The 23511-nt window shown below is 61.5% G+C and carries 26 protein-coding genes; 11 read left to right on the plus strand and 15 right to left on the minus strand.

Annotated features, from left to right (window positions below):
* Positions 1–50: 50 nt before the first annotated feature.
* From NH234_RS28790 to NH234_RS28805, 4 genes are read left to right on the plus strand one after another with little or no spacing between them, the layout of a single operon-like run.
* Positions 51–1445, plus strand: coding sequence for a COG3014 family protein (locus NH234_RS28790; RefSeq protein WP_367255160.1), 1395 nt, complete (start codon positions 51–53; stop codon positions 1443–1445).
* A 15-nt stretch (positions 1446–1460) separates the two neighbouring features.
* Positions 1461–1835, plus strand: coding sequence for a YcfL family protein (locus tag NH234_RS28795; RefSeq protein WP_367255161.1), 375 nt, complete (start codon positions 1461–1463; stop codon positions 1833–1835).
* Between the two features lie 36 nt (positions 1836–1871).
* Positions 1872–2459, plus strand: coding sequence for a penicillin-binding protein activator LpoB (gene lpoB, locus NH234_RS28800; protein ID WP_007951848.1), 588 nt, complete (start codon positions 1872–1874; stop codon positions 2457–2459).
* Positions 2460–2462: 3 nt separating this feature from the next.
* Positions 2463–3206, plus strand: coding sequence for a penicillin-binding protein activator LpoB (locus NH234_RS28805; protein WP_085731448.1), 744 nt, complete (start codon positions 2463–2465; stop codon positions 3204–3206).
* Between the two features lie 60 nt (positions 3207–3266).
* On the opposite strand, the gene NH234_RS28810 is transcribed toward NH234_RS28805, so the two are convergent.
* The 3 genes from NH234_RS28810 to abc-f all read right to left on the minus strand — a co-directional run bounded on the left by NH234_RS28810 (position 3267) and on the right by abc-f (position 6506).
* Positions 3267–3899, minus strand: a complete 633-nt coding sequence (locus NH234_RS28810) for a LysE family transporter (RefSeq protein WP_367255164.1) — start codon at positions 3897–3899, stop codon at positions 3267–3269.
* Between the two features lie 115 nt (positions 3900–4014).
* A complete protein-coding gene (locus tag NH234_RS28815; RefSeq protein ID WP_085731447.1) occupies positions 4015–4596 on the minus strand; it encodes a mechanosensitive ion channel family protein in 582 nt (193 codons plus the stop codon).
* Entirely contained in the window at positions 4596–6506 is a 1911-nt protein-coding gene (abc-f, locus tag NH234_RS28820; protein ID WP_085731446.1) for a ribosomal protection-like ABC-F family protein, read from the minus strand. Before abc-f ends, NH234_RS28815 begins: the two co-directional genes overlap by 1 nt.
* A 50-nt stretch (positions 6507–6556) precedes the next feature.
* Here abc-f and NH234_RS28825 point away from each other — a divergent pair, with 50 nt between their 5' ends.
* Positions 6557–7018 (plus strand): TIGR02444 family protein, encoded by a 462-nt coding sequence (locus NH234_RS28825; protein WP_085731445.1) that lies wholly within the window; start codon positions 6557–6559, stop codon positions 7016–7018.
* Here NH234_RS28825 and NH234_RS28830 read toward each other — a convergent pair.
* The gene (locus NH234_RS28830) at positions 7015–8208 is read right to left on the minus strand and encodes an AlgP family protein (protein WP_367255167.1); all 1194 of its coding nucleotides are present in this window, start codon (positions 8206–8208) and stop codon (positions 7015–7017) included. The two genes, NH234_RS28825 and NH234_RS28830, sit on opposite strands and share 4 nt — an antisense overlap.
* Before the next feature lie 192 nt (positions 8209–8400).
* Between NH234_RS28830 and NH234_RS28835 the strand changes: the two genes are divergently transcribed.
* Positions 8401–9066, plus strand: coding sequence for an FKBP-type peptidyl-prolyl cis-trans isomerase (locus NH234_RS28835; protein WP_085731443.1), 666 nt, complete (start codon positions 8401–8403; stop codon positions 9064–9066).
* 55 nt (positions 9067–9121) lie between these two features.
* Here NH234_RS28835 and rsd read toward each other — a convergent pair whose 3' ends face one another.
* The 7 genes from rsd to NH234_RS28870 all read right to left on the minus strand — a co-directional run bounded on the left by rsd (position 9122) and on the right by NH234_RS28870 (position 15516).
* The gene (gene rsd, locus NH234_RS28840) at positions 9122–9580 is read right to left on the minus strand and encodes a sigma D regulator (RefSeq protein WP_085731442.1); all 459 of its coding nucleotides are present in this window, start codon (positions 9578–9580) and stop codon (positions 9122–9124) included.
* Positions 9581–9765: 185 nt separating this feature from the next.
* Positions 9766–10317 (minus strand): disulfide bond formation protein B, encoded by a 552-nt coding sequence (locus tag NH234_RS28845; protein WP_085731441.1) that lies wholly within the window; start codon positions 10315–10317, stop codon positions 9766–9768.
* Between the two features lie 217 nt (positions 10318–10534).
* Positions 10535–11773, minus strand: coding sequence for a heme biosynthesis protein HemY (locus NH234_RS28850; RefSeq protein WP_085731440.1), 1239 nt, complete (start codon positions 11771–11773; stop codon positions 10535–10537).
* Positions 11770–12909 (minus strand): uroporphyrinogen-III C-methyltransferase, encoded by a 1140-nt coding sequence (locus NH234_RS28855; protein WP_367255169.1) that lies wholly within the window; start codon positions 12907–12909, stop codon positions 11770–11772. The genes NH234_RS28850 and NH234_RS28855 overlap by 4 nt, the downstream gene beginning before the upstream one ends.
* A gap of 16 nt (positions 12910–12925) precedes the next feature.
* Positions 12926–13693, minus strand: coding sequence for a uroporphyrinogen-III synthase (locus NH234_RS28860; RefSeq protein ID WP_367255170.1), 768 nt, complete (start codon positions 13691–13693; stop codon positions 12926–12928).
* Positions 13690–14631: a hydroxymethylbilane synthase gene (hemC, locus tag NH234_RS28865; protein WP_085731437.1), complete on the minus strand. Its 942-nt coding sequence runs from the start codon at positions 14629–14631 to the stop codon at positions 13690–13692. Before hemC ends, NH234_RS28860 begins: the two co-directional genes overlap by 4 nt.
* A 138-nt stretch (positions 14632–14769) precedes the next feature.
* Positions 14770–15516, minus strand: a complete 747-nt coding sequence (locus tag NH234_RS28870; RefSeq protein ID WP_085731436.1) for a LytTR family DNA-binding domain-containing protein — start codon at positions 15514–15516, stop codon at positions 14770–14772.
* Positions 15517–15987: 471 nt separating this feature from the next.
* On the opposite strand from NH234_RS28870, the gene argH reads away from it, so the two are divergent.
* Entirely contained in the window at positions 15988–17382 is a 1395-nt protein-coding gene (gene argH / locus NH234_RS28875) for an argininosuccinate lyase (protein WP_085731435.1), read from the plus strand.
* A gap of 59 nt (positions 17383–17441) precedes the next feature.
* Here the strand turns inward: argH and NH234_RS28880 are convergent, their stop codons facing one another.
* Positions 17442–18101: a glutathione S-transferase family protein gene (locus NH234_RS28880; RefSeq protein ID WP_367255171.1), complete on the minus strand. Its 660-nt coding sequence runs from the start codon at positions 18099–18101 to the stop codon at positions 17442–17444.
* Positions 18102–18224: 123 nt separating this feature from the next.
* Here NH234_RS28880 and NH234_RS28885 point away from each other — a divergent pair, with 123 nt between their 5' ends.
* The 3 genes from NH234_RS28885 (at position 18225) to NH234_RS28895 (ending at position 21984) form a co-directional block, all read left to right on the plus strand.
* Positions 18225–18509, plus strand: a complete 285-nt coding sequence (locus NH234_RS28885; RefSeq protein WP_085708931.1) for a hypothetical protein — start codon at positions 18225–18227, stop codon at positions 18507–18509.
* 191 nt (positions 18510–18700) lie between these two features.
* On the plus strand, positions 18701–18946 hold the full coding sequence (locus NH234_RS28890) for a TIGR02647 family protein (protein WP_085731433.1): 246 nt from the start codon (positions 18701–18703) through the stop codon (positions 18944–18946).
* Between the two features lie 194 nt (positions 18947–19140).
* Positions 19141–21984, plus strand: coding sequence for a class I adenylate cyclase (locus tag NH234_RS28895; RefSeq protein WP_367255172.1), 2844 nt, complete (start codon positions 19141–19143; stop codon positions 21982–21984).
* A 6-nt stretch (positions 21985–21990) separates the two neighbouring features.
* On the opposite strand, the gene rnk is transcribed toward NH234_RS28895, so the two are convergent.
* From rnk to cyaY, 3 genes are all read right to left on the minus strand, one after another.
* A complete protein-coding gene (rnk, locus tag NH234_RS28900) occupies positions 21991–22401 on the minus strand; it encodes a nucleoside diphosphate kinase regulator (protein WP_065258140.1) in 411 nt (136 codons plus the stop codon).
* A gap of 128 nt (positions 22402–22529) precedes the next feature.
* Entirely contained in the window at positions 22530–22754 is a 225-nt protein-coding gene (locus NH234_RS28905) for a DUF1289 domain-containing protein (protein WP_367255174.1), read from the minus strand.
* 4 nt (positions 22755–22758) lie between these two features.
* Positions 22759–23091, minus strand: a complete 333-nt coding sequence (cyaY, locus tag NH234_RS28910; protein ID WP_007951887.1) for an iron donor protein CyaY — start codon at positions 23089–23091, stop codon at positions 22759–22761.
* A gap of 239 nt (positions 23092–23330) precedes the next feature.
* On the opposite strand from cyaY, the gene NH234_RS28915 reads away from it, so the two are divergent.
* On the plus strand, positions 23331–23504 hold the full coding sequence (locus NH234_RS28915; protein WP_085731736.1) for a lipoprotein: 174 nt from the start codon (positions 23331–23333) through the stop codon (positions 23502–23504).
* Positions 23505–23511: the final 7 nt, after the last annotated feature.

Genomic DNA, 23511 nt, shown 5'->3' on the forward strand with positions numbered 1-23511 from the left:
GCAGCCCGACCCGCACCCGAGGCTGTCGCTACTCATGGAAGAAGTACCCCATGGCATTCCGCGCTCCCACTCTGATCGCGCTTGGCGCAGTCACTCTGCTGTCCGGCTGTTCGGCGTTTCGCAACTACGATTCCGAACTGGCCCAGACCAACCAGCAACTGGCCACCGGCAACGTCGACGCCGCCCTGACTCTGCTGGAAAAGAACAACACCGGCCCGGACAAGGACCTGCTCTATTACTTCGAGAAGGGTGAACTGCTGCGCGCCAAGGGCGACTTGTCCGGCAGCCAGAACGCCTGGACCAGCGCCGACCAGGTGGTGGGCAAGTGGGAAGACTCGGTCAAGCTCGACACCGACAAATACCTGGCCCAGTTCGGCAGTTTCCTGGTCAATGACAAGGTCCGTCGCTACGAAGGCTACGACTACGAAAAAGTCATGCTGACCACGCAGATGGCCCTGAACCTGCTGGCGGTCAACGATTTCGACGGCGCCCGCACCGCGATCAAGAAGACCCACGAACGTGAAGCCGTGATCGCCGACCTGCGTGACAAGGAATACCTCAAGAGCGAAGAGGAAGCCGAGAAGGAAGGCATCAAGACCCAGTACAAGGACCTGCAAGGCTACCCGGTCGCCAGCCTCGACGCCCCGGAAGTGGTCGGCCTTAAGAACAGTTACCAGAGTGCGTTCAGCCACTATCTGGCCGGTTTCGTCTACGAAGCCCTGGATGAAAAAGACCTGGCCGCGCCGGGTTACCGCAAAGCGGCCGAACTGCGTCCGAACACGCCGCTGCTGGAACAGGCGCTGGTCAACCTCGACAAACCGGTCAAGAGCGATGACAGCGACGTCCTGATCGTGGTGCAAAGCGGCCTGGCACCGGCCCGCGACTCGATCCGCGTACCGCTGCCGCTGCCGATCTCCAACAACGTGGTGATCACCCCGCTGTCGTTCCCGATCATCAAGCCTGACACCTCGACCGCGACCTTCGCGCAGATCGGTGTCGACGGCCAGCAACTGAACCTGACCGCCCTCAACAGCACCACTGCCATGTCCCGCCGCGCCCTGCGCGATGACATGCCAGGGATCATCGTGCGCACCATGGTGCGGGCAATCACCAAAGGCGTGGCGCAGAAGAAGATCAACGAAACCAACCCGCTGGCGGGTCTGGCCGTGGGTATCTCTTCAGCGGTGCTCGAAGGTGCCGATACCCGTACATGGCGTACCCTGCCGGACACCACTCAAGTGGTACGTCTGCGCCTGAAAAAGGGTGAGCATCAGGTTACTCTGCCGAGCGCCGTGGGTGGCACGCAGGTCAAAGTTACCGTCGATCAGCGTTATCAGGTCATCACCCTGCGCGCCGTCGGCAATCAGGTGTTCGCCGCGGGCCTCGCCGCTCACGTGACCCCGAGCGCCGGCACCACCGCCGTAGCCAGCCTCAAACAACCTTAAGAACGGAGTCTTTGCATGCGTTTCAAACTCTTCGCCGTCGCCGCCCTCGCCGTGATGGCCAGCGGCTGCGCCACCCCGCCACCGCCGGAGCCGGGCAGCGCCGCGAGCAAGGTCGTGGCCATGGGCCCGCAGAAACACATTGCAGTCGGCGCCATGCGCGTCGCCCGCGAGAACGGCTTCATGACCGTTAATGTGCAGTTGACCAACACCCTCAACAGCAACAAGACGTTCTACTACCGCTTTGCCTGGCTCGGCGCGGAAGGCTTCCCGATCGCCGAGGAAGAAGTCTGGAAGAGCCAGATGATGTACGGCGCCCAGACCAGCTTCATCCAGGGCATCGCCCCGACGCCGAAAGCCGTGGACTTCCGTCTTGAAATGAAGACGCCTTAAGCCCGACACCCTATTCCCGATTCAGAGAACATTCCCATGTTTGCACGCTTTTCCTTCATCGCTGTCCTCGCCCTGCTGGCCTCCGGTTGCGCCAACACTTCGCCGACCCTGGGCAGCAAGAACATCAGCTACGGCGACACCAAGGCCGTTGAAACCGTGACCAACGAGTTCGGCTCGACCGACCTGCAGATGATCGCCGAATCGATGACCCGTTCCCTGGCCCAGTCCGGCATTCTGCAGGGCCGCCCGGTGGTTCAGGTCTACGACGTGAAGAACAAGACCAGCGAATACATCGACACCCGTGAAATCACCACCAGCATCAAGACCCAGCTGATGAAGTCCGGCACCGCCCGCTTCGCCAGCGACAACACCGCAATGCAGAGCCAGGTCGACCAGCTCAAGCTGCAAAACCAGAGCGGCCTGTACAAGAAAAGCACCGTGGCCAAGACCGGCAACATGATCGCCGCCAAATACCGTCTTGAAGGTTCGATCAGCTCGATCGTCAAGCGCAGCAGCGACTACAAGGACGTCTTCTACAAATTCAGCCTGCAACTGATCGACGTCGAAAGCGGTCTGGCTGAGTGGATGGACGAGAAAGAGATCCGCAAAACCACGGAGCGTTGATCGATGCGTGCATGGATTGGCATGATGGCCCTGGCTTGCGCGTTCAGCGCGCAAGCGGCCCCGAAAGTTGCGGTGACGGATCTGGCTTATCAGGAACGCGTGGAGCAATACATCCACATCGTTTCGGCGCAGAACAATTACCGTGAGGGCTACTACAGCTCCAGCGGTTCTTCGAACTACAACGAGCTCGAAGCCTCCACCAGCTACATCGAACAAGGCGAGCTGCGTAAATTCACCGGCGACATCAAGGGTGAAATCCTGCGCACCGGCATGTTCCAGCTGGTGCAGGGCACGCCGTACACGGCTTCGTCCAAGGGTGACGTCTACGACGTAATCAAGCGGATCAAGGCCGGCAACTTCAAGGGCGCCGACTACGTGCTGTTCGGTACCGTTTCGGACATCGACTTCACCCAGGACATGAACGAGCTGGCCAACACCGACAGCTATTCAGCCGTACTGGGCCTGACGCTGGTGGCGGATTTCAGCCTGATCAACACCAAGACCTACGAAATCACCTCGGCCTTCACGGCCATGGGTGAAGCGCAGGACACCAAACTGGTGAACCACCGCGACATCAAGATCTCGCTGAACCGCCCACGGGTGGTTCGCGATGTCTCGAAGGCACTGGGCGAAGACGTGGCCGGACAGCTGAGCATGCAGCTCGGCGGTGGCGGTTACGAGCAGCCGCGCGAACCGCAGCAGCGCAACAATCTGCCGCGTGATACGGCGCCGGTGATTCTTCACTGACCGGCTGCCGGAAACGAAAAAGGCGACCTGAAAAGGTCGCCTTTTTTATGCCTGCCTGCTTTAGGCCGCGGCTTTGCGCAACGTCGCCATGAATGCCGCCGCGCCGATGAACAGCCCGGCAAACGTACGGTTCATGCGTTTCTGCTGGGTCGGTGTGCGTAACAGGCGAAGCACCTTCGACGCCAGCCCGGTGTAACCGGCCATGACGATCAGGTCGACGCAAATCATGCTCACGCCGATCACCACATACTGGATCAACAGCGGTGCGTGAGGATTGATGAACTGCGGCAGCACCGCCAGCATGAACACCAGGGCCTTGGGGTTGCTGATGTTCACCAGGAATCCACGGAACACCAGAGCCATCGGCCGACCGATCGGACGTACCGCCGCGTCATCGCTCATGTCCATCGGCAGTGCGCGCCACTGCTTGATCGCCAGGTAAACCAGGTAGGCGACACCAAACCATTTGATCGCATGGAACGCAGTGGCCGAAGCGGTGAGGATTGCGCCGACACCGGCGCCGACGATGGCAATCTGCAGGGCCAGGCCAAGTTGCAGGCCCAGGGCGTTCCAGTAACCGCGCCAGAAACCGTATTGCAGACCGCTGGACATCGACGCAATCGCGCCGGCGCCCGGAGAAAGGCTGATTACCCAACACGCGGCAAAAAACGCCAGCCATGTTTGAAGCTCCATCGCACACCTCGACTCAGACTCGTGACAAACGTCCAAGCTAATGGGATTCAGGCTGGATGACTACCGATTTTTTTTCAGGATGTTGCGGCTACCGACCAACGTGGCCGGCGCCCGATCACTTTTCGAAGCCGCTGGAAGGAAGCACATCCGACCCGCGCCAGCGTCTTACCGAGCGCTGGAAGAACAGGCTATTGGGCACCTGCACCATGGCGCTGCCGGTGCCGAGTTCTTCGGCCTCGATCAGCGTGGTGTAGAGCAGATTGATCGCCACCACCCGGCCTTTGACGCCGGGCTTGTCGGTGGTGTCCACCAGCTCCACCACATCGCCCAGACGAAACGGGCCGACGGTAAAGATCAGAATCGCGCAGAGCAGGTTCGACAGCACGCTCCACATGGCGAAGAACGCCACGGCTGCAACGGCGACGAAACCGGACAACGCTGTCCACAGCACGGTGGCAGAAACACCGAGACGTTCCAGCACGAAGATCAGCGCACTGCCCATGATCAGCCAGCGCAGGCCCCCGCGAAGCGGCATCAGCAACTGCGGCGGGAACGGATATTTCTCGCCCAGGCGCGTCAGGAACCGCGCGACGACACGCTGGGCGAAATAGCCGGCCAGCAGGATCAGCAGAATCTGCACGCCGAGCCAGATCGGCTCGATCCACACCGCCGGCAACGGCAGCTTGAACGCCTCCATCAGGACAGCGCCTCCAGCTCCGACTGCATGGTTTCCAGGGTTTCCAGCGCCTGCATCCACGCCTCTTCAAGTTCGCCTTCGCGGACTTTCAGCTTGGCCTGTTCGGCCAGCAGGTCGCGCAATTCGTTCTTGCGTGCAGGCTCGTAGATGTCGCTGTCGCCGAGGCTGGCATCGACCTTGGCCAGTTTCTCGTGCAGCTTGCCCAGCTCGGCTTCGAGCTTGTCGGCTTCGCGCTTGTGCGGCGCCAGTTGCTGACGCAACGCAGCGGCGGCCTGGCGCTGGGCTTTCTTGTCGGTCTTGTCCGGGTTGACCGGCGTGTTGCTGACCGGGGCGTTGCGCTGACGGTACTCGACCAGCCACCGGGCGTAGTCTTCGAGGTCGCCATCGAACTCTTCGACCTTGCCGTCCGCGACCAGGAAGAAGTTGTCGGTGGTGCTCTTGAGCAGGTGCCGATCGTGGGAAACCACCAGCACCGCGCCGCTGAACTCCTGCAACGCCATGGTCAGCGCCAGGCGCATTTCCAGGTCCAGGTGGTTGGTCGGTTCGTCGAGCAGCAACAGGTTCGGCCGTTCCCAGGCGATCAACGCCAGGGCCAGACGGGCTTTTTCGCCACCGGAGAAGTTCAGCACCGGCTCGTCGATCCGTGCGCCACGGAAGTCGAAACCGCCAAGGAAGTCGCGCAGGGTCTGCTCACGCTCGGTCGGCGCCAGACGTTGCAGGTGCAGCAACGGGCTGGCCTTGGCATCCAGCGAATCGAGCTGATGCTGGGCGAAGTAGCCGACCACCGTGTTCTCGCCACGGGTCAGGCGCCCGGCCAGCGGCGACAGCTCGCCGGCGAGGTTCTTGATCAGGGTCGATTTACCGGCGCCGTTGGGGCCGAGCAGACCGATTCGCGCACCGGGGGTCAGTTGCAGCTTGACCTTCTCCAGCACGGTTTTCTCGCCGTAACCCAAACGCGCATCGGACAGGTCGATCAGCGGGCTGGAGATCTTGGTCGACTCGCGGAACACGAAGTCGAACGGCGAATCGACGTGGGCCGCCGACAGCTCTTCCATCCGCTCAAGCGCCTTGATCCGGCTCTGGGCCTGACGGGCCTTGGTGGCCTGGGCCTTGAACCGGGCAATGTAGCTTTCCATGTGCGCACGCTGCGCCTGCTGCTTCTCGTAGGCCTGTTGCTGCTGGGCCAGACGCTCGGCGCGGGCGCGTTCGAACGCGGTGTAGCCGCCACGGTAGAGCACCAGCTTGCGCTGATCGACGTGAGCCACGTGATCGACCACTTCATCGAGGAAATCCCGGTCGTGGGAAATCAGCAACAAAGTGCCGGGGTAACTTTTTAGCCACTCTTCGAGCCAGATGATGGCGTCGAGGTCCAGGTGGTTGGTCGGTTCGTCGAGCAGCAGCAGGTCTGACGGGCACATCAAAGCCTGCGCAAGGTTCAGACGCATCCGCCAGCCACCGGAGAAATCTCCTACCTGACGATCCATCTGCTCATTGGTGAAACCGAGACCGGCCAGCAACTTGCGCGCCCGCGCATCGGCGGTGTAACCGTCGGCGCTGTCGAGTTCGGCGTGCAGGCGCGCCAGAGCAGCCCCGTCGTGGGCCTCTTCGGCCGCTGCGAGGTCACGCTGGACCTCGCGCAGGCGCAGGTCGCCATCGAGCACGTAGTCGACCGCCAGACGCTCGAGGGTGTCGACCTCCTGGCGCATGTGGGCGATACGCCAATCGGCCGGCAACAGGCAATCGCCCGAGTCCGGGTGCAACTCACCGCGGAGCAAGGCGAACAGGCTGGATTTGCCGGCGCCGTTGGCACCGATGAGGCCGGCTTTGTGGCCGGCGTGCAGGGTCAGCTCGGCGTCTTCTAGCAGACGTTGCGGGCCACGCTGTAAAGTCAGGTTCTGAAGTCGGATCATAATGGCGGCGGAGTCTACCAGCTTCGTCCGCAACTGGCGCGAGTAGCACGATGTCCTCTGACCTGTGGAGCTTTGCCCTTGCCGTCTACGCCCGTCCCGGTGTGGAGGATGCCTGCCTGCGCCTGCAATCGGCAGGGGCCAATGTGTGCCTGATGCTGTGTGGCTTGTGGCTGGAACAGCGCGATGTGACCTGCGACGAGGGGCGCGCCCGGCAGCTTCTGGAACTGACAGAGCCTTGGGACCGGGAAGTAGTCCAGCCGTTACGCGCATTGCGCATGCAGTGGAAAGCCCTGGCCGACACCGATCCGGTGCTCAAGGGGATGCGCGAGCAGATCAAGGGATTGGAGCTGGAGGCTGAGCGTGCGCTGCTGTCGCGACTTGAAGGCGCCGCGCAAGGCTGGAAGCGTAGTTCGAAGGAATCGAGTGACTGGCTGGAGGTTCTGGCCGGCAGTGCGGCCAACCTGAACCGCGACGCGCTGCAAGTGCTGCGCGTCGCGGCGACCGGCGCTTAGGAAGCGCTGGACGGGTTGCTGGCGACGCTCGACACCGGTGCCGACGATGGCGTGGTTGCGGTGGTCGAGGCAGTGGCGGCCGGTGCTGCAGTCGGAGCCGGGGTTGCCGGTGCGGCAGCAGGTTTGGCAGCAGGCGCAGTGGCAGGTTTTGCTGCAGCTGGTTTGGCTGCTGGTTTGGCGGCAGCCGGCTTGGCAGCGGCAGGTTTTTTCACTGCTGGTTTTGCAGCAGGTTTCGCGGCTGGCTTGGCGGCCGGTTTAGCGGCGGTTGCTGGCTTGGCTGCGGTAGTTGCAGGCTTCGCTGCAGCAGCCGGTTTGGCCGCTGGTTTTGCAGCAGGTTTGGCCGCAGCTTTTACCGCAGGCTTGGCCGCCGGTTTCGCCGCCGCTTTGGCTGCAGGTTTCGCAGCAACCGGCTTGGCAGCGGTTTTCGCCGCAGGCTTGGCAGCAGCAGTTTTGGCAGCCGGCTTAGCGGCGGCTTTAACGGCTGGTTTTGCTACCGGTTTAGCGGCCACTTTGGTGGCTGGCTTGGCTGCAGGTTTCGCAGCGGCAGTTCTAGCCGGAGCCGCTTTCGCAGCAGCGCTTTTCGCCGCAGGTTTGGCGGCTGGTTTTGCAGCAGCCGGTTTGGCGGCAGCTGGTTTGGCCGCCGTGGTTTTAGCCGCAGGTTTAGCAACGCTTGCGGCTGCGGGTTTCTTCGCTGCAGGTTTTACAGCGGCTTTCACTGGCGCTTTGGCCGGGGCTTTTGCAGCAGGTTTGGCGGCCGCTTTTTTCGCAGGCGCCGCTGCCGGTTTGGCCGAACGCAGGGACAACACCTTGCCAACGGCTTCTTGAACACGACCGACACCCTGGGCCAGTTTCAGGCTTTCCTGGGCATCGCGCTTGAGTTGCAGAATGTAGCTGCGGGTGTCGGACTGACGATCCTTCAGCGCATCCAGCAGGTCTTCGAGTTCCTTCACGGCAGCCTTGGCCTTGGTCTGCGCCTTGGCTTTACCGGCTGTGGCTGCGTCCTGCAATTTGGTGCGGGATTTGTGCAGTTTTTCTTGTGCCTTGCCGCGTTGCTTTTCCAGTTTGGCGAGCAGTTTTTCAGCATCAGCCAAGGCTTGGGAGCAAGCGTTTTCCAAATGTTCGAGCAGGCTGCCCGAGAGCTGTTGGAGTAAGTGCAACGGAGTATTTACAGGCTTCTTGGTGGCCGACATGGTTTACCTCCTGGCTGACGTGAGTGCGGCTCATACTAGACCTCTGCTGCTACCGCCGCTAGGGCATGTTGACAGTATCGAAAGCACTCGGTTGCAGGCTTGCGAAAAACTTCTGCACATTGGCGAAAGCAGTTCACCGTTGCAGACCTTCGCGCTGGCATAATCCACCGCAATTCAGGACGGAGAGTGCCCATGTCGCGCTATCTTTTTTTATCCCTCTGCATGATCTTTTCGGCGGTCCAGGCCGACGAGAAAAACACCGCGAATGACGCTCACGATCTGGCCTACAGCCTCGGTGCGAGCCTCGGTGAACGGCTGCGTCAGGAAGTGCCGCAACTACAGATCCAGGCCCTGATCGAAGGTCTGCAACAGGCCTATCAAGGCAAGCCGCTGGCGTTGAGCGAGGCACGCATCGAACAGATCCTGGCCGATCACGAATCGCAGACGGCCGAGCATGCAGCCATGCCGTCGACTGAAGCTGCGATGGAAAACGAGCGACGCTTTCTCACCGCCGAAAAAGCCAAACCGGGAGTGAAAGAGTTGGCTGACGGCATCCTGCTGACCGAGCTGGCGCCGGGGAATGGCACGAAGGCCGGCCCGGATGGAAAAGTACAGGTGCTGTATGTCGGTCGACTGCCGGACGGTACCGTGTTCGATCAGAACACTCAGCCACAGTGGTTCAATCTCGACAGCGTGATCGCAGGATGGCGCACCGCGCTGCAAAACATGCCGGTGGGTGCGAAGTGGCGATTGGTGATTCCATCCGATCAGGCTTACGGCGCCGACGGTGCCGGCGACTTGATCGCGCCGTTCACACCGTTGGTGTTCGAAGTCGAGTTGCGCGGCGCGACCAGTTGATCGCCCAATAAAAAACGGTGCGCTGTTGGCGCACCGTTTTTGTGTCAGGGTCGGTTCAGGCCTGAACCGAATCCTCTTCCTTGTGGGCGGTATGCAGCACTTCGATGAGGCAGTCCTCCAGTTCGAAGCGCTCGTGGAGCAGCCCACCCAGCTCCTTGAATTTTTCGGCAACGCATTTGCCTTCGTCGCAAAGATCGTTGAAGGCCAGCAGTTTCTCCGTGATGACATCGATGCGCGGGTAGATCGTCTCGGCCAGTTCCAGGCCGCGCTTGTCGTTGAAGGCCTTGGCCTCGCCCGTCAGCTGTTCGTAGATTTCGAAGTGCCCGGCCGAGACGTAATCGACCAGCACGCCGCAGAACTCCTGCAAGGGCTTTCGATCCACGGAGAGTGACTGAGGTTCTGCGCCCAACTTGTCGTAGGCAGCGATCAGCTCCTCACGCTCCTGGAGCCAACGGTCGATCAGCAGATGAACTCCACCCCAACGTTCCTGAGCATTCTGACAACTTTCGAGCATGGCGATCTCTCTTCCCTTGTGGGTCATGCTGCCCTACACCTGCGCCCCTTCTTTTGGCTATTGCTTTGAGAGGCGTTCAGGCAGAGCGTCATCGAGCAACACAAATCCAATGACACGTGCGGGCCAGATTATGCCCGCACGCCTATGGCTTCAAGGTACGCAGGAGAGAAAGTTCATACAAGTGTTTAATCCCTGACCAGCACCCGGTGCGACGCTTCGCCGCTGAGCGGCCGCTGCAGAGCGCTCCAGGCCAGCCGAAGCAACTGGTAAACCGCAAGGATCGACATCGCGACGAAGAACAGCAGGCTCCACTCCGGAATGCTCAGGTCGAACAGCGTCCAGGACAGTTGTGCACAATCCTCGCTGTCGTTGAACATCCGTGCCAGGGCGCAGAGCCAGGGCAGACGACTGAAAAACTCTTCCGGGTTGGGTGCGCATTGCGCCAGATGCTGCATCGAATCGCCTTGCAGCAGCACCTGTCGCCAGGCTGCCATTGTTCCACCCAGAGCGGCTGACAACGCGCCAGACCAGTAGAGCGACAGACCGGAACGACCGGGTCCATGCACAGCCGCCACGCCACAGCAGGCGGTGAGAATGCTCAGGAAAAGCCGTTGCACCAGACACAGGCTGCAAGGCACCAGACCGACCGCGTACTCGAGGTAGTAGGAAGCTCCCAGCGCCAGTGTTCCCGCCGTGAAAGCCATAAAAAACAGGGAGCGTGAGCAGGTCAACGACATGGGTTATCCGTAACAATAAAGACAGGCAGTTACGGTAGAGGAAAGGGACGCGGCCTTTCAAGGCGAGTCGCTGACGACACTTCACCAGAAGTGTAGGGAAATCCCGACAGGCTTGAGAGGAAAGGATGTAGGCCTCTGTAGGACTTTGCCAAAGAAGCGAAATAGAGGTAACTATTCAGTCAAGAACATCAGCGAGGGAGCGCACTCCCTCGCCCATTCAGGCGTTAGCCTGTATCGGTAGAGGCGCAGCCAGCAGACGCTCATCCAACAACCCCAGGCCTTCCTGGAACAACTGGTTGCTGCGCTCGGTGTCGCCGAGTCGGGCCAGCAATCGAGCCAGTTCCGCACAGGCTTCCGGGTTGCGCTGAGTGCGCAGGCTGCTTTCCAGATAATCCCTCGCCTTGCCCCACAGACTGGCTTGCAGGCACAGTCGACCGAGCGTCAGCAGCAAGCTCGGGTCGGCGGGATGATCCTTGAGCCAGCCCTCGGCCGCTTGCAATTGACGCGTCGGATCGCTGCCGCGCACCAAGCCATAGAGGCGCGCCAGGTGACTGTCGTACTTACGCTTGAGGGCATTGCGCAGCACCTCTTCCGCTTCGACCTGAGCACCGAGCTGGCGCAGTTGCTCAGCGTAAGCCAGGACCAGCGGGGGTTCCTGACGCTGCGACGAGGTCAGTTGCTGCCAGGCACGATTGAGCGACTGCAGACCCACCGCGCCATCTTCCTCGCGGTGCGCCGCCAGCGACAGGTTCTCGCCCCAGGCGCGACGCTCCAGCTCGGCCAGTTCGGCAGGCGGCAGGACTTTGTCCTTGCGCAGCTCGGGCAGCATGCGGATCACCGCCGACCAGTCACCACGCTGTTGATGCAGACGCTGCAACTGACGCAGGGTCTGGACGTTGTGCGGATGACGCTCGCGCATCGCCTGCAAAGTCACCAGCGCGCCCTCCGTGTCGCCACGGTCGGTTTGCAGCTGCGCGTGGCTCAAGGCAATCGCCAGTTCTGCCTGAGGCTGGCGCTCGAGGGCGCGCTCCAGCAGACGATCACTTTCCTCGTAATTGCCTTGCTCGTTGGCAGCACGGGCGGCACCGAGGTAATACAGCAACGGTTGGCGCTCGGCCTCGGCAGCCCGATAAAGGTGACGCTGGGCGCTCGCCCAGCGACCTTCGGCCAGATCCAGTTGACCGTGTTCGATCGCCACTTGCACACGACGACTGCGGTTGCGGCGCGACCATGGATTGACCACACCACCGGAAGTCAGCACCAGCTCGACCAGCGCCTTGATGCCCCAGATCAGCAGCCACAGCACCGCCACGAGCGCCAACGTCGCCCACAGGCTCGACTCATAACGGAAGCTTTTGTAAGCCACCAATACGTAACCGGAATGCTCGGCAATCGCCAGACCAAGGGCCGCCGTCGCAGCGATCACCAGAAACACGATGACATACAGGCGTTTCATGGCGTGGCCTCCTGCGCGGTGGCAGCAGGTTTGGCGAAGGGTTTCACCGAGTCTTCAGCGTTGACATTACGACGCTCAAGATAGGCCTGCACGGCGCTGAGGGTGCCCGCCAGATCCGGCGTAACAACTGTGACCGGCTGCTTGCTCAGTTCCGCCACTTGCTCGAGCATGATTTTGCTCTGCGGGTTGTCCGGGTTGAAATTACCCTTGAGCACGTCCCGCGCCTCAGTCAGTGCCTGGGTGTAGACCGCCGCCTGACCGTTGAGCGCCGCCCATTGCGCCTGTTCCAGAGAGAGACTCAGGGCCAGGCGTACCTGGCTGAGGCTCTGGCCGGCAAGCAGCGGCCGCACGTTCTTGTCGGCATTGAAATCGATGCGGATGTAGCGCGAGATCTGATCCCACCACTGCGACCAGCGGCTGGCACCGTCGCCATCGGAGGTCAGGCCCAGCAGCGAATCGCCGCGATCCTTGTATTCGGGGGCCAGCTCGGTGAGCCCGATGACCTGATCGCGCAGTGCGCCCAGCTTCAGGAACAGACCGGTACGATCTGGCTGCTCGGTACTGCGCAACGCCACCAGGGTTTTCGCCACTTGCTCACGCGCGGCAAACGAACCCGGATCGTTTTGCTCCTTCAGAATATCGTCGGCACCCTGCACCAGTGCTTGAGCGCTGCTGATGTCCTGCAAGGCAGAAAGGCGCAGGCTGGCCAGTCGCAGCAGATGCTCGGCCTCGGCCAGACGCCAGTCCTTGCGGCTTGCTCCGAGGACGGTTTCCAAACGTTGATTGAGGCGCTGCTGATCGCCCTGCAGTTGCGTGACGAGACGCTGGCGCTCGGCGAGCTCGTCGGCACCGGGCAACTGCCCCAGACGCTCGGTCAGACGCTGCTCGTTGAGCTTCAGGGTCTGCGCCTGATCATTCAACGCCTGCACCTGACTCAATTGCTCCTGCGTGTTGGCTTGCAGGTGTCGCACCTGCCAGACACCCCAGCCACCCACCGCGATTCCGGCGGCGCCGAGCAGCAGCGCGACAATGGCCAATCCGTTGCCTCGGCGCGGTTCGGCGGCCGGTGGCGGTACTTCAACCGGTGCATCGATCACAGGTTGAACGTCATCTTTAGGCAAGGCTGTTTCGCTCACGTATCCATCCTTTGCATTAGAGAACGGGCACGGGATGCTCCCGTAACGCCGTCAGCAAGGCCGCGGCACTGGCGCCGCGACAATCCACAACTGTTCGGGCCCCGGCGGCACGTGCCTGCTCGGCGACCCTTGGGCTTGGAACAAACAACGGCATCTGCGCAAGCGCCGGCCATGTATCGCCGGCCAATTGACGCAGGTGCTCAAAACCCTGTCCACTGCTGACCACCAGCCCGTTCAGGCGTTCCGCCGCAATCCTGCGGGGCAGCTCCTGCGGCGGATAGTCCGGAAGGTCACGGCGGTACAGTTCCAGATACTCGACACTAGCACCAAGCTCGCGCAGGCGCTCGGCCAGCAGCTCGCGACCGCCCTCTCCGCGCAGGATCAGCACCTGCGCTCCGGGCCGGGCAACAGCTTCGAGCAGACGCGGCAATTGCAGTAACGCTTCGCTGTCATCACCCTCGTCCGGACAATGCGCATCCAGGCCCCGATCCCGAAGAATCTGCGCCGTCGCCGCGCCAACGCTGAACCAGGGCATGACCGACAGAATCGCCCCGTCGGCATCAAGCAATTGCACAGCGATGCGCGCCGCCGGTTTGCTGACCACGATCACCGCGCTGTAGCGCGACAACCTGGCAAACGTCTGGCGCATTGTGTCAGAGACCGGCAGCGGCGCGATTTCCAAAAGCGGCAGGCAGCTGCTGAAAATCCGCTGTCCGGCCAGCACGTCGGCCAGCGCCTCGCAATCGTCAGCGGGGCGCGTCAGCAGCAGACGCCAGCCCGTCACTCGTGACCTGCCTCGCCGTAGACAGCCTTGAGAATGTCGGCGGCACCCTGGCGGAGCAAATCTTCAGCGACTTGCACGCCCAACGTTTCAGCGTCAGCGCGCGGCGCACGAGCTTCGGCGCTCAGCAACTTGCCACCGCTAGGCTCGCCGACCAGACCACGCAGCCACAGTTGTTCGCCTTCAAGCACGGCGTAGCAGGCGATCGGCACCTGGCAGCCGCCATTCAAGTGTTTGTTGAGGGCACGTTCGGCGCTCACACGGTCAGCCGTATCGGCGTGATGCAAAGGCGCGAGCAAGGCATGGATTTCGGTATCGGCACTGCGACATTCGATACCGACTGCACCCTGGCCACCCGCCGGCAGGCTGTCGTCGACGCTGATCGCAGAGGTGATGCGATCTTCGAAACCGAGGCGAATCAGACCGGCCGCCGCGAGGATGATCGCGTCGTACTCGCCGGCATCGAGCTTGGCCAGACGGGTATTGACGTTGCCGCGCAGGAAACGGATTTCCAGGTCGGGGCGACGGGTCAGCAACTGTGCCTGGCGGCGCAGGCTGGAGGTGCCGACGATGCTGCCGGCAGGCAATGCATCGAGGCTGGAATAGGTATTGGAAACAAACGCGTCTCGAGGGTCTTCGCGCTCGCAGATGCAGAACAGACCGAGGCCTTCAGGGAAGTCCATCGGCACGTCTTTCATCGAATGGACGGCGATGTCGGCTTCGTTCTCCAGCAGCGCAGTTTCCAGTTCCTTGACGAACAGACCCTTGCCGCCGATTTTCGACAGGGGGGAATCGAGCAGCTTGTCGCCGCGACTGACCATGGGCACCAGCGTCACCAACAGTCCCGGGTGGGCTGCTTCCAGACGGGCTTTGACGTATTCGGCCTGCCAGAGGGCCAGTGCACTTTTGCGGGTGGCGATGCGGATTTCGCGAGAGGACATGGATCAATCCGTACTGAATAGATACGGCGGATAATAACAGCTCAGCCAAATCCACTTTGACCTGAATCAGAAACGGCGTGGCCTCCCTGGCCGGCAATGCCTGGTAAAGAGAATAGAGAACCGCCTGACGCCTGCTGGCTAAAGCCCTTGCATCATCTTGCGCACACCCGCCACATGGCGGCGGCTGACGATCAGCGCGTCACCGTTCAAGCCTTTGAGGAAAAGCTGGAAGTGGCCCAATGGCGTGCGCTGCAGTCGCTCGATGCGGTCGCGAGCCACCAGCGCGTTGCGGTGAATCCGCACGAAACGCTCGCCAAATTCGTCTTCCAGGGCCTTGAGTGGCTCGTCCAGCAGGACTTCACCGGTTTCATGGCGCAAGGTCACGTATTTGTGGTCGGCAATGAAGTACACCACCTGATCCAGCGGGATCAGCTCGATGCCTTTGCGGGTTCGGGCGCTGATGTGGCTACGCGGGCCGGTGCCGCTTTCGGCGGCGGGACGCGTCAGGGCCGAAAGCTGAGCCCGATTCGGACGTTCAGCCCTTTTCAGGGCTTCCTGCAGATGTTCGGTTCGCACGGGTTTCACCACATGGCCCACGGCACTGGCCTGCAGGGCCTCCAAGGGAAATTCATCGATACCAGAGCAGAACACCACCGCGGGCGGGGTTTCGCGTTCGCACAGACGGGCAGCCACTTGCAGGCCATCGAGGCCTGGCATGCGGATATCGAGCAGCACGATATCCGGCTTGTGGCTGTCGATCAGTGCCAACGCCTCTTCGCCATTGGTGGCGCTGGGCTCCAGGACTGTGTAGCCCTCGAGCTCGCTCACCATTCGGGCGAGGCGCTCGCGGGCCAGTGGTTCGTCATCAACGATCAGGACATTCATATTGCGCTGGATTCCTGCGTGAGTCTCGCACAAGGATAGCGTAGACAAGTGGAGTGACGTCCGTCACCGCGATCCACGCTAAGACTAGCGCGAGCGCCAAAAAGTGCCGTACGTCGGCCGGCAATATTTGCCGACACCCGGGACGCACCGCTCAAGGCTCGCTTATCTCTGCGTTTTACGCAGGGTATGCCGATGGTCAATACACCCACCCCTCTCTTCTTATAGTCGGCGACCAGACCTTTGCGCGATCCACAGTCGCGCCGACCCTTAGTCCTACTGTAGACGCTCGCCGGGCCGATATTGCTCAATCGGAAAATATCCTTGAGCAAATCCCCCGGAACCGGCGGCGACTATGAACGCCGACATGAGAAAAAAACGTATCGACCAGTGTCAGCGACAGGATTGGCAACCCTGTTATTATCCCCGCCAGCGTTTCACGCCTACTTTCTTCAAGCCGATACGAGCGAATTCATGAGCACTGACAAGACCAATCAGTCCTGGGGCGGCCGCTTCAGTGAACCCGTCGACGCCTTCGTCGCCCGCTTCACCGCCTCCGTCACTTTCGACCAGCGCCTGTATCGCCACGACATCATGGGCTCAATCGCCCACGCCACCATGCTGGCCAAGGTCGGCGTGCTGACGGATGCCGAGCGCGACAGCATCATCGATGGCCTGAAGACCATCCAGGGCGAAATCGAGGCCGGCCAGTTCGACTGGCGCGTCGACCTCGAAGACGTGCACATGAACATCGAAGCACGCCTGACCGACCGCATCGGCATCACCGGCAAGAAGCTGCACACCGGCCGCAGCCGCAATGACCAGGTCGCCACCGACATCCGCCTGTGGCTGCGTGACGAAATCGACCTGATCCTGAGCGAAATCACCCGCCTGCAAAAAGGCCTGCTGGAGCAGGCCGAGCGTGAAGCCGCGAGCATCATGCCGGGCTTCACCCACCTGCAGACCGCTCAGCCTGTGACCTTCGGGCACCACATGCTGGCCTGGTTCGAAATGCTCAGCCGCGACTACGAGCGTCTGGTCGACTGCCGCAAGCGCACCAACCGCATGCCGCTGGGCAGCGCCGCGCTGGCCGGCACCACTTACCCGATCGACCGCGAATACACCGCGCAACTGTTGGGCTTCGACGCCGTCGGCGGCAACTCGCTGGACAACGTGTCCGACCGTGACTTCGCCATTGAATTCTGCTCCGCCGCGAGCATCGCGATGATGCACCTGTCGCGCTTCTCCGAAGAGCTGGTGCTGTGGACCAGCGCGCAGTTCCAGTTCATCGATCTGCCGGACCGCTTCTGCACCGGCAGCTCGATCATGCCGCAAAAGAAAAACCCCGACGTGCCGGAACTGGTACGCGGCAAGACCGGCCGTGTGTTCGGCGCTCTGATGGGCCTGCTGACCCTGATGAAAGGCCAGCCGCTGGCCTACAACAAGGACAACCAGGAAGACAAGGAACCGCTGTTCGACGCCGCCGACACCCTGCGCGACTCGCTGCGTGCCTTTGCCGACATGATCCCGGCGATCAAACCGAAGCACGCGATCATGCGTGAAGCGGCGCTGCGCGGTTTCTCCACCGCCACCGACCTCGCCGACTACCTGGTTCGCCGTGGCCTGCCGTTCCGCGACTGCCACGAAATCGTCGGCCACGCCGTGAAGTACGGCGTTGATACCGGCAAGGATCTGGCGGAAATGAGCCTGGAAGAACTGCGTCAGTTCAGCGACCAGATCGAGCAGGACGTGTTTGCCGTGCTGACCCTGGAAGGCTCGGTGAATGCCCGTGACCACATCGGCGGCACTGCCCCGGCGCAGGTCAAGGCTGCCGTTGCTCGCGGTCAGGCGCTGATCGCCAGCCGTTAAAAGCATCGCGGGCAAGTCGAATCATCGACTTGCCCGCGAGCTGGCCTCAGAAAAAATTTCTACTTTTTGGCCGCGATCATCGCCAAAAACGTCGGCATCGCCGCTTCCTTGTCCGCTGCAATCTTCTGCACATGCGGTTTTTGCTCAAGCCGTTCCAGAAGTGCCTTGGCCTTCGGCATGTCCGCCAGCAGGTCCAGACCGAACAGTTTGTGCCCCACCGCAGCCGCCAGCGGCACGCTGTAGAGGAAGTACAGGTCAGCGATGCTCAGGCTGTCGCCCGCCACATACGGGGCGAACTTGCCGTGACGCCCCAGCGCCGCAAAACCCAGCAGCAGTTCGGATTTGGTTTTTTCCTTGATCGCCTCCGGCAGCGCCGCGCCGAAGAACGCTTCGCCGTAACAGGCACGGGCCGGCAGCTCGATGTACAGCTCGATCTCCTTGGCCACCGCCAGCACCTGGGCGCGCGCAAATGGCTCGCTCGGCAGCAGCGGAACACCCTTCTGGGTGCTTTCGAGGTATTCGAGCATCACCATCGTTTCATTGATGTAACCGCCTTCGGCCCCCAGCACCGGCACCTTGCCGCGCGGGCTGATGGCCAGAGACTCCGGCGTTGGCGTCGGGTAGAACGTGACTTCCTCGAACGGCAGGCCCTTTTCCAGCAGCGCCAGTTTGACCATGTTGTAGTAGTTGCTGACTGAGAATCCGTAGAGCTTGAACATCACATAGCCTCCAGGCCGTGCGGGGTGGGCAGTGCCTGTTTATAGATCGCTCCGGGGATTCCCGCCAGCAGCATCACGCCGCTGAATGCGGGTAAACTGGCGCCTTTCCTTGAGGAGCCTGCCATGAGCGAGCCGACAGACATCGATAACGACGAAGAAGAGTTCACCGAGAGCACTTTGATCGAAGCCATCGAAAACCAGATCGAAAGCGACAACCCGCCAGCGGCCAAGGCCACATTCAACAAGCTGACCCTGGTCGGTTACGAGCGCGAAGACATCCTGAACCTGATGGCCCACGTGCTGGCCTACGAAATCGACGCCATGCTCGATGACGACCGCGCGTTCAATACCGAATGGTACGAAGCGGCCCTTCGCGCCCTGCCTGAGTTGCCACCGGAAAAGCCGTAACCGGGCAACCCGATGTGGGAGCAGCCGGGCTCCCACACAATTTGTCACCCTTCCATCCGGCCTTCTCCCGGCCCCTGACTACACTGGAATCCACCCCCGAGACAAAAACCCTGGCGCACACTGGACACGCCGCGTCGGCAGGTTCACCTTAGGGGCGCTGTTGTCCAATTCCTAGAAAGTCTGGAGTCCTTATGTCGCTTACCCCTGAGTTGGTTGCCGAACTGGAAGTCCTCGCACTCTTCAACCTGGACAGTTCCCAGGAAGGTCTGAAAATTCATCAGACCGCTGCCCCGAAGCACATCGCTGCTGCCCAACGCCTCTTTGAAAAAGAACTGACAGACCAGCCTGATGGCGGTTACCTGACCAGTCTCGGTCGCGATGCCGCACAAAGCGTGCAGACCGTACTGACGATTCTGAAAGAGCAACAAACCGCCTGACCCTCCCGACTTTGCCCACGGAAACCTCTGCCACGGGATTTCCGCGGGCCAGCCCGGCTGCAAGCAATCGCCACGCGATGTAAATCTGACGTCAAAAAACAAATTCAGCTTAATGCTCGCGCTGCACAGGCGCTAAACTCCCCCGCATTCCGTGACCCTCTGCCTCCGAGCCCTGCGAGCCGGTTTGAGTCGACATGACCCGCACCCATGAAATCCGCCCCGACCTGGACGAGGGAATCGACCGCAAGGTACTCAGCCAGCTGCGCGCACGCTTTCTCAAGCTCAACGCTGGCCGCCTGAACCGGGCGCTGGAAGGCCTGTCGACGCGCCAGCAAAGCGTACTGACGTTGCTGCCGCTGTTTTTCCACGTCAATCATCCGCTGCTGCCCGGTTATGTCTCGGGCAGCACCCCGGCCGGGCTGTCGAATTACGAGCCGGACGCCGAAGCCCTCGCCGAAGCCCAGCGCCTGACACGTTCGTTTTCCTACAAGCCGCGCCATGGCAGCAATCCGCCACGGCCGATTCATGGTCTGTTCCTGATGGGCAGCCTCGGCACCCTGGCCCAGGCCGACCAGAGCGACATGGACGTGTGGGTGTGCCACGCGCCGGACCTGAGCGAAAGCGAGCTAGCCGAGCTGCGCAAGAAGTGCCAGTTGCTCGAAACCTGGGCCGCGAGCCAGGGCGCCGAGGCGCATTTTTTTCTGATCGACCCGGCACGCTTCGTCAAAGGCGAGCGCGATACCCAGCTCAGTTCCGAGGATTGCGGCACCACCCAGCATTATCTGTTGCTGGACGAGTTTTACCGCACCGCGATCTGGCTGGCCGGGCGCACACCGATCTGGTGGCTGGTACCGGTCTATGAAGAGCGGACCTACGATCAGTACACTCACACGCTGCTGTCCAAGCGCTTCATCCGCAACGATGAGACCCTCGACCTTGGCCCATTGGCGCACATACCGCCTGGCGAGTTCGTTGGCGCCGGGTTGTGGCAGTTGTTCAAGGGTATCGAGTCGCCTTACAAGTCGGTGCTCAAACTGCTGCTGATCGAGGTCTACGCGAGCGAACACCCGCAGGTGCAGTGCCTGAGCCTGCGCTTCAAGCAGGCGGTATTCGCCAACCGGCTGGACCTCGACGAGCTGGATCCGTACATGGTGGTCTACCGCCGAATCGAGGAATACCTCACCGCCCGCAATGAACCCGAACGCCTGGAACTGGTACGCCGTGCGCTGTACCTCAAGGTCAACCGCAAGCTCACAGGCAACAGCCGCACCCAGAGCTGGCAGCGTTCGTTGCTGGAAAGACTGGCCAGCGAATGGCACTGGGACCAGCGGCAACTGGCACTGCTCGACAGTCGCAGTCAGTGGAAAGTCCGTCAGGTCAGCGCCGAGCGCCGGGCCCTGGTCAACGAGCTGAACTACAGCTACCGCTTTCTGACCCAGTTCGCCCGCACCGAGCAGACTGTCAGCCTGATCAACAAACGTGATCTCAACGTTCTCGGCCGACGCCTGTACGCCGCATTCGAACGCAAGGCTGACAAAGTCGAGTTCATCAACCCCGGCATCGCCCCGGATCTGGCCGAAGACACCCTGACCCTGGTGCAATCGCCAAACAAAAAGGAACCCGGGCAAACTCAGTGGGGCCTGTACAACGGCAGCTTGACGGCGCTGGAGTGGGAACACTTCGCGCCGATCAAACGCAGTCGCCAGTTGCTGGAACTGTTGACCTGGAGCCATCGCAACGGCGTGATCGACAGCAGCACCCGACTGGCCCTGCACCCCGGCACCAGCGACCTGAGCGAGTTCGAGCTGTTCAACCTGCTCGGCAGCCTGCAACAAAGCATCACCCTGCCCTTACCGACCGTTGCCGAAGACCCGCTGCTGCACGCCAGCGTGCCGAGCGAAGTGCTGATACTGGTGAATGTCGGCGTCGATCCGCTCAAGCATCACCGCGACCTGAACATCCTGATGACCACCGAGCGTACCGATTCGCTGAGCTACGCCGGCGTGCGCGAGAACCTGGTGCTGACCCTGGATCAGGTCACGCTCAACAGCTGGAACGAAGTGCTGGTCAACCGCTTCGACGGTCCGCACGCGCTGCTCGACTGCCTGCGCGATTACCTCAACAACCTGCCGCGCGGGCCGCAACAACCATCGCTGCGAGTGCGTTGCTTCTGTCACAACCGCGCGCAATTCATCGCCCGCAGGGTGGAAGAAATCGTCGATACCGCGCAGACACTGTTGCTAAGCAATTTGAATCACCGCTACCTGATCCAGGTGCAGCAGCACTATCACGTACTGGAACTGGTGCCGGGACAGGTCAGCCATGTCGCCCTCGCCACCCTGCCGGCGCTGCTCGATTACCTGGGCGAGGAGCAACCGCGCTACAGCCCGCTGCACCTGGACCCGATGGCGCTGGAAGACCACGACCTCGCGCTGATCCTGCCGATGGGCCAGCCCGAATGCATTCAGGTGTTCTACCGGATCACCGAGCAAGCGGCGGAGCTGTACGTGCTCGACGAATTCAACGCACTGTGGCAACAACATTTGCCCTATCACGACGAGCAAAGTCTGTTGGTGCCGTTGCAGCGTTTCCTGCAATCGATCCAGTTCCGGCGCGAAGCACTGTTGCCGATGGACTCGAACCACGCCGCCAGCCTTGAAATCTTGTATTACCAGTTATTGCCATCAGGGCCGGGACGCGCACGACGGGTCGAAATGCGCCCGGCACCGCAGACGCCAGCCAACAAACCGTTCTACGACGTGCAGGCGATCATCGGCAAAGCCGCACCGGGCGAGGTGCAGGTCACGTTGTATTGCAATCAGCGGGAATTCAGCGAGCTGGAACATGGCGACCAGCTGTTCAGCGTGGTCGCTCGGGAGATCGTCGGGCAGCGCCGGGAAGCCGAGCGCTATCGCTGCTACATCACCGACCTGGACCTGTCGGGCGTGATCGGTGACGGGCAGAGTTCGAGCAATCTGTATCTGCGTTACAAGGCCGACCTGGAGCGCTCTCTGAACGAGGCGCTCGAGCAGGTCTGAGGCGGGTTATTCCGGGAAATCACCGCCGTTGGCCGGCTGCGATTCGACTTCCAGCAAGGTCAGCTTCAGGGTCTTGCCGCCCGGGGCCGGCCAGTCGATGTGCTGGCCGACTTTCAGACCCAGCAGCGCACTGCCGACCGGGGCCAGGATCGAGATTTTGCCTTCGTCTGCGTTGGCGTGTTTCGGGTAGACGAGGGTCAGGTGGTAGTCCTTGCCACTGCCCTCTTCGCGACAGTGCACACGGGAATTCATCGTCACGACATCGGCGGGCACTTCATCGTGGCCGACCAGCGTATCGGCGCGGTCCAGTTCGGTTTGCAGCGCGATCACGCCCGGCAGCGTGTCATCCAGGCTGTCGATCAGGCGTTCCAGACGTTGCACGTCCAGACGGGTAAGGGTGATGGAAGGTGCGGTCATGATCCGGGCAGACTCCTTTCTTCTGCACACAAAAAAAGCAAAACCCCGCCAAAAAAGACGGGGTTTTCACCAGGCCTCGATGGGTTGAGGCGTTTCCGGACACTATCACAGCTCAAAAAATATACAAGCTACGCCCCGGCGAGCTGCCGGCGTTGCATCGCCTGCGCGCAGATTACCCGGCGCCGTTCGTCATCGGCCGAGCGCCATTCACGGATGTCTTCGACATGCCGCATGCAGCCGAGACAGACTTTCTGCTCATCCAGCCGACACACGCCGGTGCACGGCGAAGGCACGGCCGGATTGACGTTGCTGAAGAGCGGCTTCGGCGGACGGGCGGGAGCGGTGTCGGTCACGAAATCACAGGCCTTCGAAATCGAATTCGGTACCGGCCTGCTGCTTGACGATGCGCTCGAGCATCTCCCCCAGTTGCTCTTCGCTCTTGTCGCACATCCAGCGTTCGCTTTCTTCGTCGTAGTCGAAGTGGAAACCACCGGACACCGCGGCCAGCCACAGCTGACGCAACGGCTCCTGACGACTGAAGATCAGCTGGGTGCCGTTCTCGAACTTGACGGTCAGCACACCGGCCGAGTTCTCCATGTCGATGTCCAGGTCGCTGTCGTCGAAGATGTCTTCCAGTTTTTCCTGGGTTTCATCGACCAGATCGTGGAAACGGGCTTCGGACAAACTCATTGCGGCAACCTCAAAAAATGTCTGATCAGGCTCAAGCGCCGCAAGATACGGTCGCTGCCAGCCGATTGCAAAGGATAACGACCAAGCGCCCTGCCCGGCGACGAAATATGCACCCCTCATGCAGGAAAAGTTTCCGCGTCGCAGCCCGAGCCCCGCCGGACGGGAGTTCCGTCGCATAGGCAAGCTGCCGGGTGGCCGGTATACTCCGGCGCAATTAACGCATATTCAAGGATTTCGCCATGAAGCGCCTGATCTCTTCCCTTGCTGCGCTCGTCGCGGTTGCCTGTCTCGTTTCGGCCTGCGGTCAGAAAGGCCCGCTGTACCTGCCCGATGAAGATCAGGACCCGGCCGCGCAAGCCCAGTCTTCGCAAAAGCAGCCTGCCTCCAAGGCACACAAGCACGACGTTTACTAAGGGATCG

It is taken from the genome of Pseudomonas sp. stari2 (assembly GCF_040760005.1).
Taxonomy (GTDB): Bacteria; Pseudomonadota; Gammaproteobacteria; order Pseudomonadales; family Pseudomonadaceae; genus Aquipseudomonas.

Coding starts and splice junctions, on each gene's coding strand:
- NH234_RS28790 (WP_367255160.1), top strand. CDS start 51: ATGGCATTCCGCGCTCCCACTCTGATCGCGCTTGGCGCAGTCACTCTG.
- NH234_RS28795 (WP_367255161.1), top strand. CDS start 1,461: ATGCGTTTCAAACTCTTCGCCGTCGCCGCCCTCGCCGTGATGGCCAGC.
- lpoB (WP_007951848.1), top strand. CDS start 1,872: ATGTTTGCACGCTTTTCCTTCATCGCTGTCCTCGCCCTGCTGGCCTCC.
- NH234_RS28805 (WP_085731448.1), top strand. CDS start 2,463: ATGCGTGCATGGATTGGCATGATGGCCCTGGCTTGCGCGTTCAGCGCG.
- NH234_RS28810 (WP_367255164.1), bottom strand. CDS start 3,899: ATGGAGCTTCAAACATGGCTGGCGTTTTTTGCCGCGTGTTGGGTAATC.
- NH234_RS28815 (WP_085731447.1), bottom strand. CDS start 4,596: ATGGAGGCGTTCAAGCTGCCGTTGCCGGCGGTGTGGATCGAGCCGATC.
- abc-f (WP_085731446.1), bottom strand. CDS start 6,506: ATGATCCGACTTCAGAACCTGACTTTACAGCGTGGCCCGCAACGTCTG.
- NH234_RS28825 (WP_085731445.1), top strand. CDS start 6,557: ATGTCCTCTGACCTGTGGAGCTTTGCCCTTGCCGTCTACGCCCGTCCC.
- NH234_RS28830 (WP_367255167.1), bottom strand. CDS start 8,208: ATGTCGGCCACCAAGAAGCCTGTAAATACTCCGTTGCACTTACTCCAA.
- NH234_RS28835 (WP_085731443.1), top strand. CDS start 8,401: ATGTCGCGCTATCTTTTTTTATCCCTCTGCATGATCTTTTCGGCGGTC.
- rsd (WP_085731442.1), bottom strand. CDS start 9,580: ATGCTCGAAAGTTGTCAGAATGCTCAGGAACGTTGGGGTGGAGTTCAT.
- NH234_RS28845 (WP_085731441.1), bottom strand. CDS start 10,317: ATGTCGTTGACCTGCTCACGCTCCCTGTTTTTTATGGCTTTCACGGCG.
- NH234_RS28850 (WP_085731440.1), bottom strand. CDS start 11,773: ATGAAACGCCTGTATGTCATCGTGTTTCTGGTGATCGCTGCGACGGCG.
- hemC (WP_085731437.1), bottom strand. CDS start 14,631: ATGTCCTCTCGCGAAATCCGCATCGCCACCCGCAAAAGTGCACTGGCC.
- NH234_RS28870 (WP_085731436.1), bottom strand. CDS start 15,516: ATGAATGTCCTGATCGTTGATGACGAACCACTGGCCCGCGAGCGCCTC.
- argH (WP_085731435.1), top strand. CDS start 15,988: ATGAGCACTGACAAGACCAATCAGTCCTGGGGCGGCCGCTTCAGTGAA.
- NH234_RS28880 (WP_367255171.1), bottom strand. CDS start 18,101: ATGTTCAAGCTCTACGGATTCTCAGTCAGCAACTACTACAACATGGTC.
- NH234_RS28885 (WP_085708931.1), top strand. CDS start 18,225: ATGAGCGAGCCGACAGACATCGATAACGACGAAGAAGAGTTCACCGAG.
- NH234_RS28890 (WP_085731433.1), top strand. CDS start 18,701: ATGTCGCTTACCCCTGAGTTGGTTGCCGAACTGGAAGTCCTCGCACTC.
- NH234_RS28895 (WP_367255172.1), top strand. CDS start 19,141: ATGACCCGCACCCATGAAATCCGCCCCGACCTGGACGAGGGAATCGAC.
- rnk (WP_065258140.1), bottom strand. CDS start 22,401: ATGACCGCACCTTCCATCACCCTTACCCGTCTGGACGTGCAACGTCTG.
- cyaY (WP_007951887.1), bottom strand. CDS start 23,091: ATGAGTTTGTCCGAAGCCCGTTTCCACGATCTGGTCGATGAAACCCAG.
- NH234_RS28915 (WP_085731736.1), top strand. CDS start 23,331: ATGAAGCGCCTGATCTCTTCCCTTGCTGCGCTCGTCGCGGTTGCCTGT.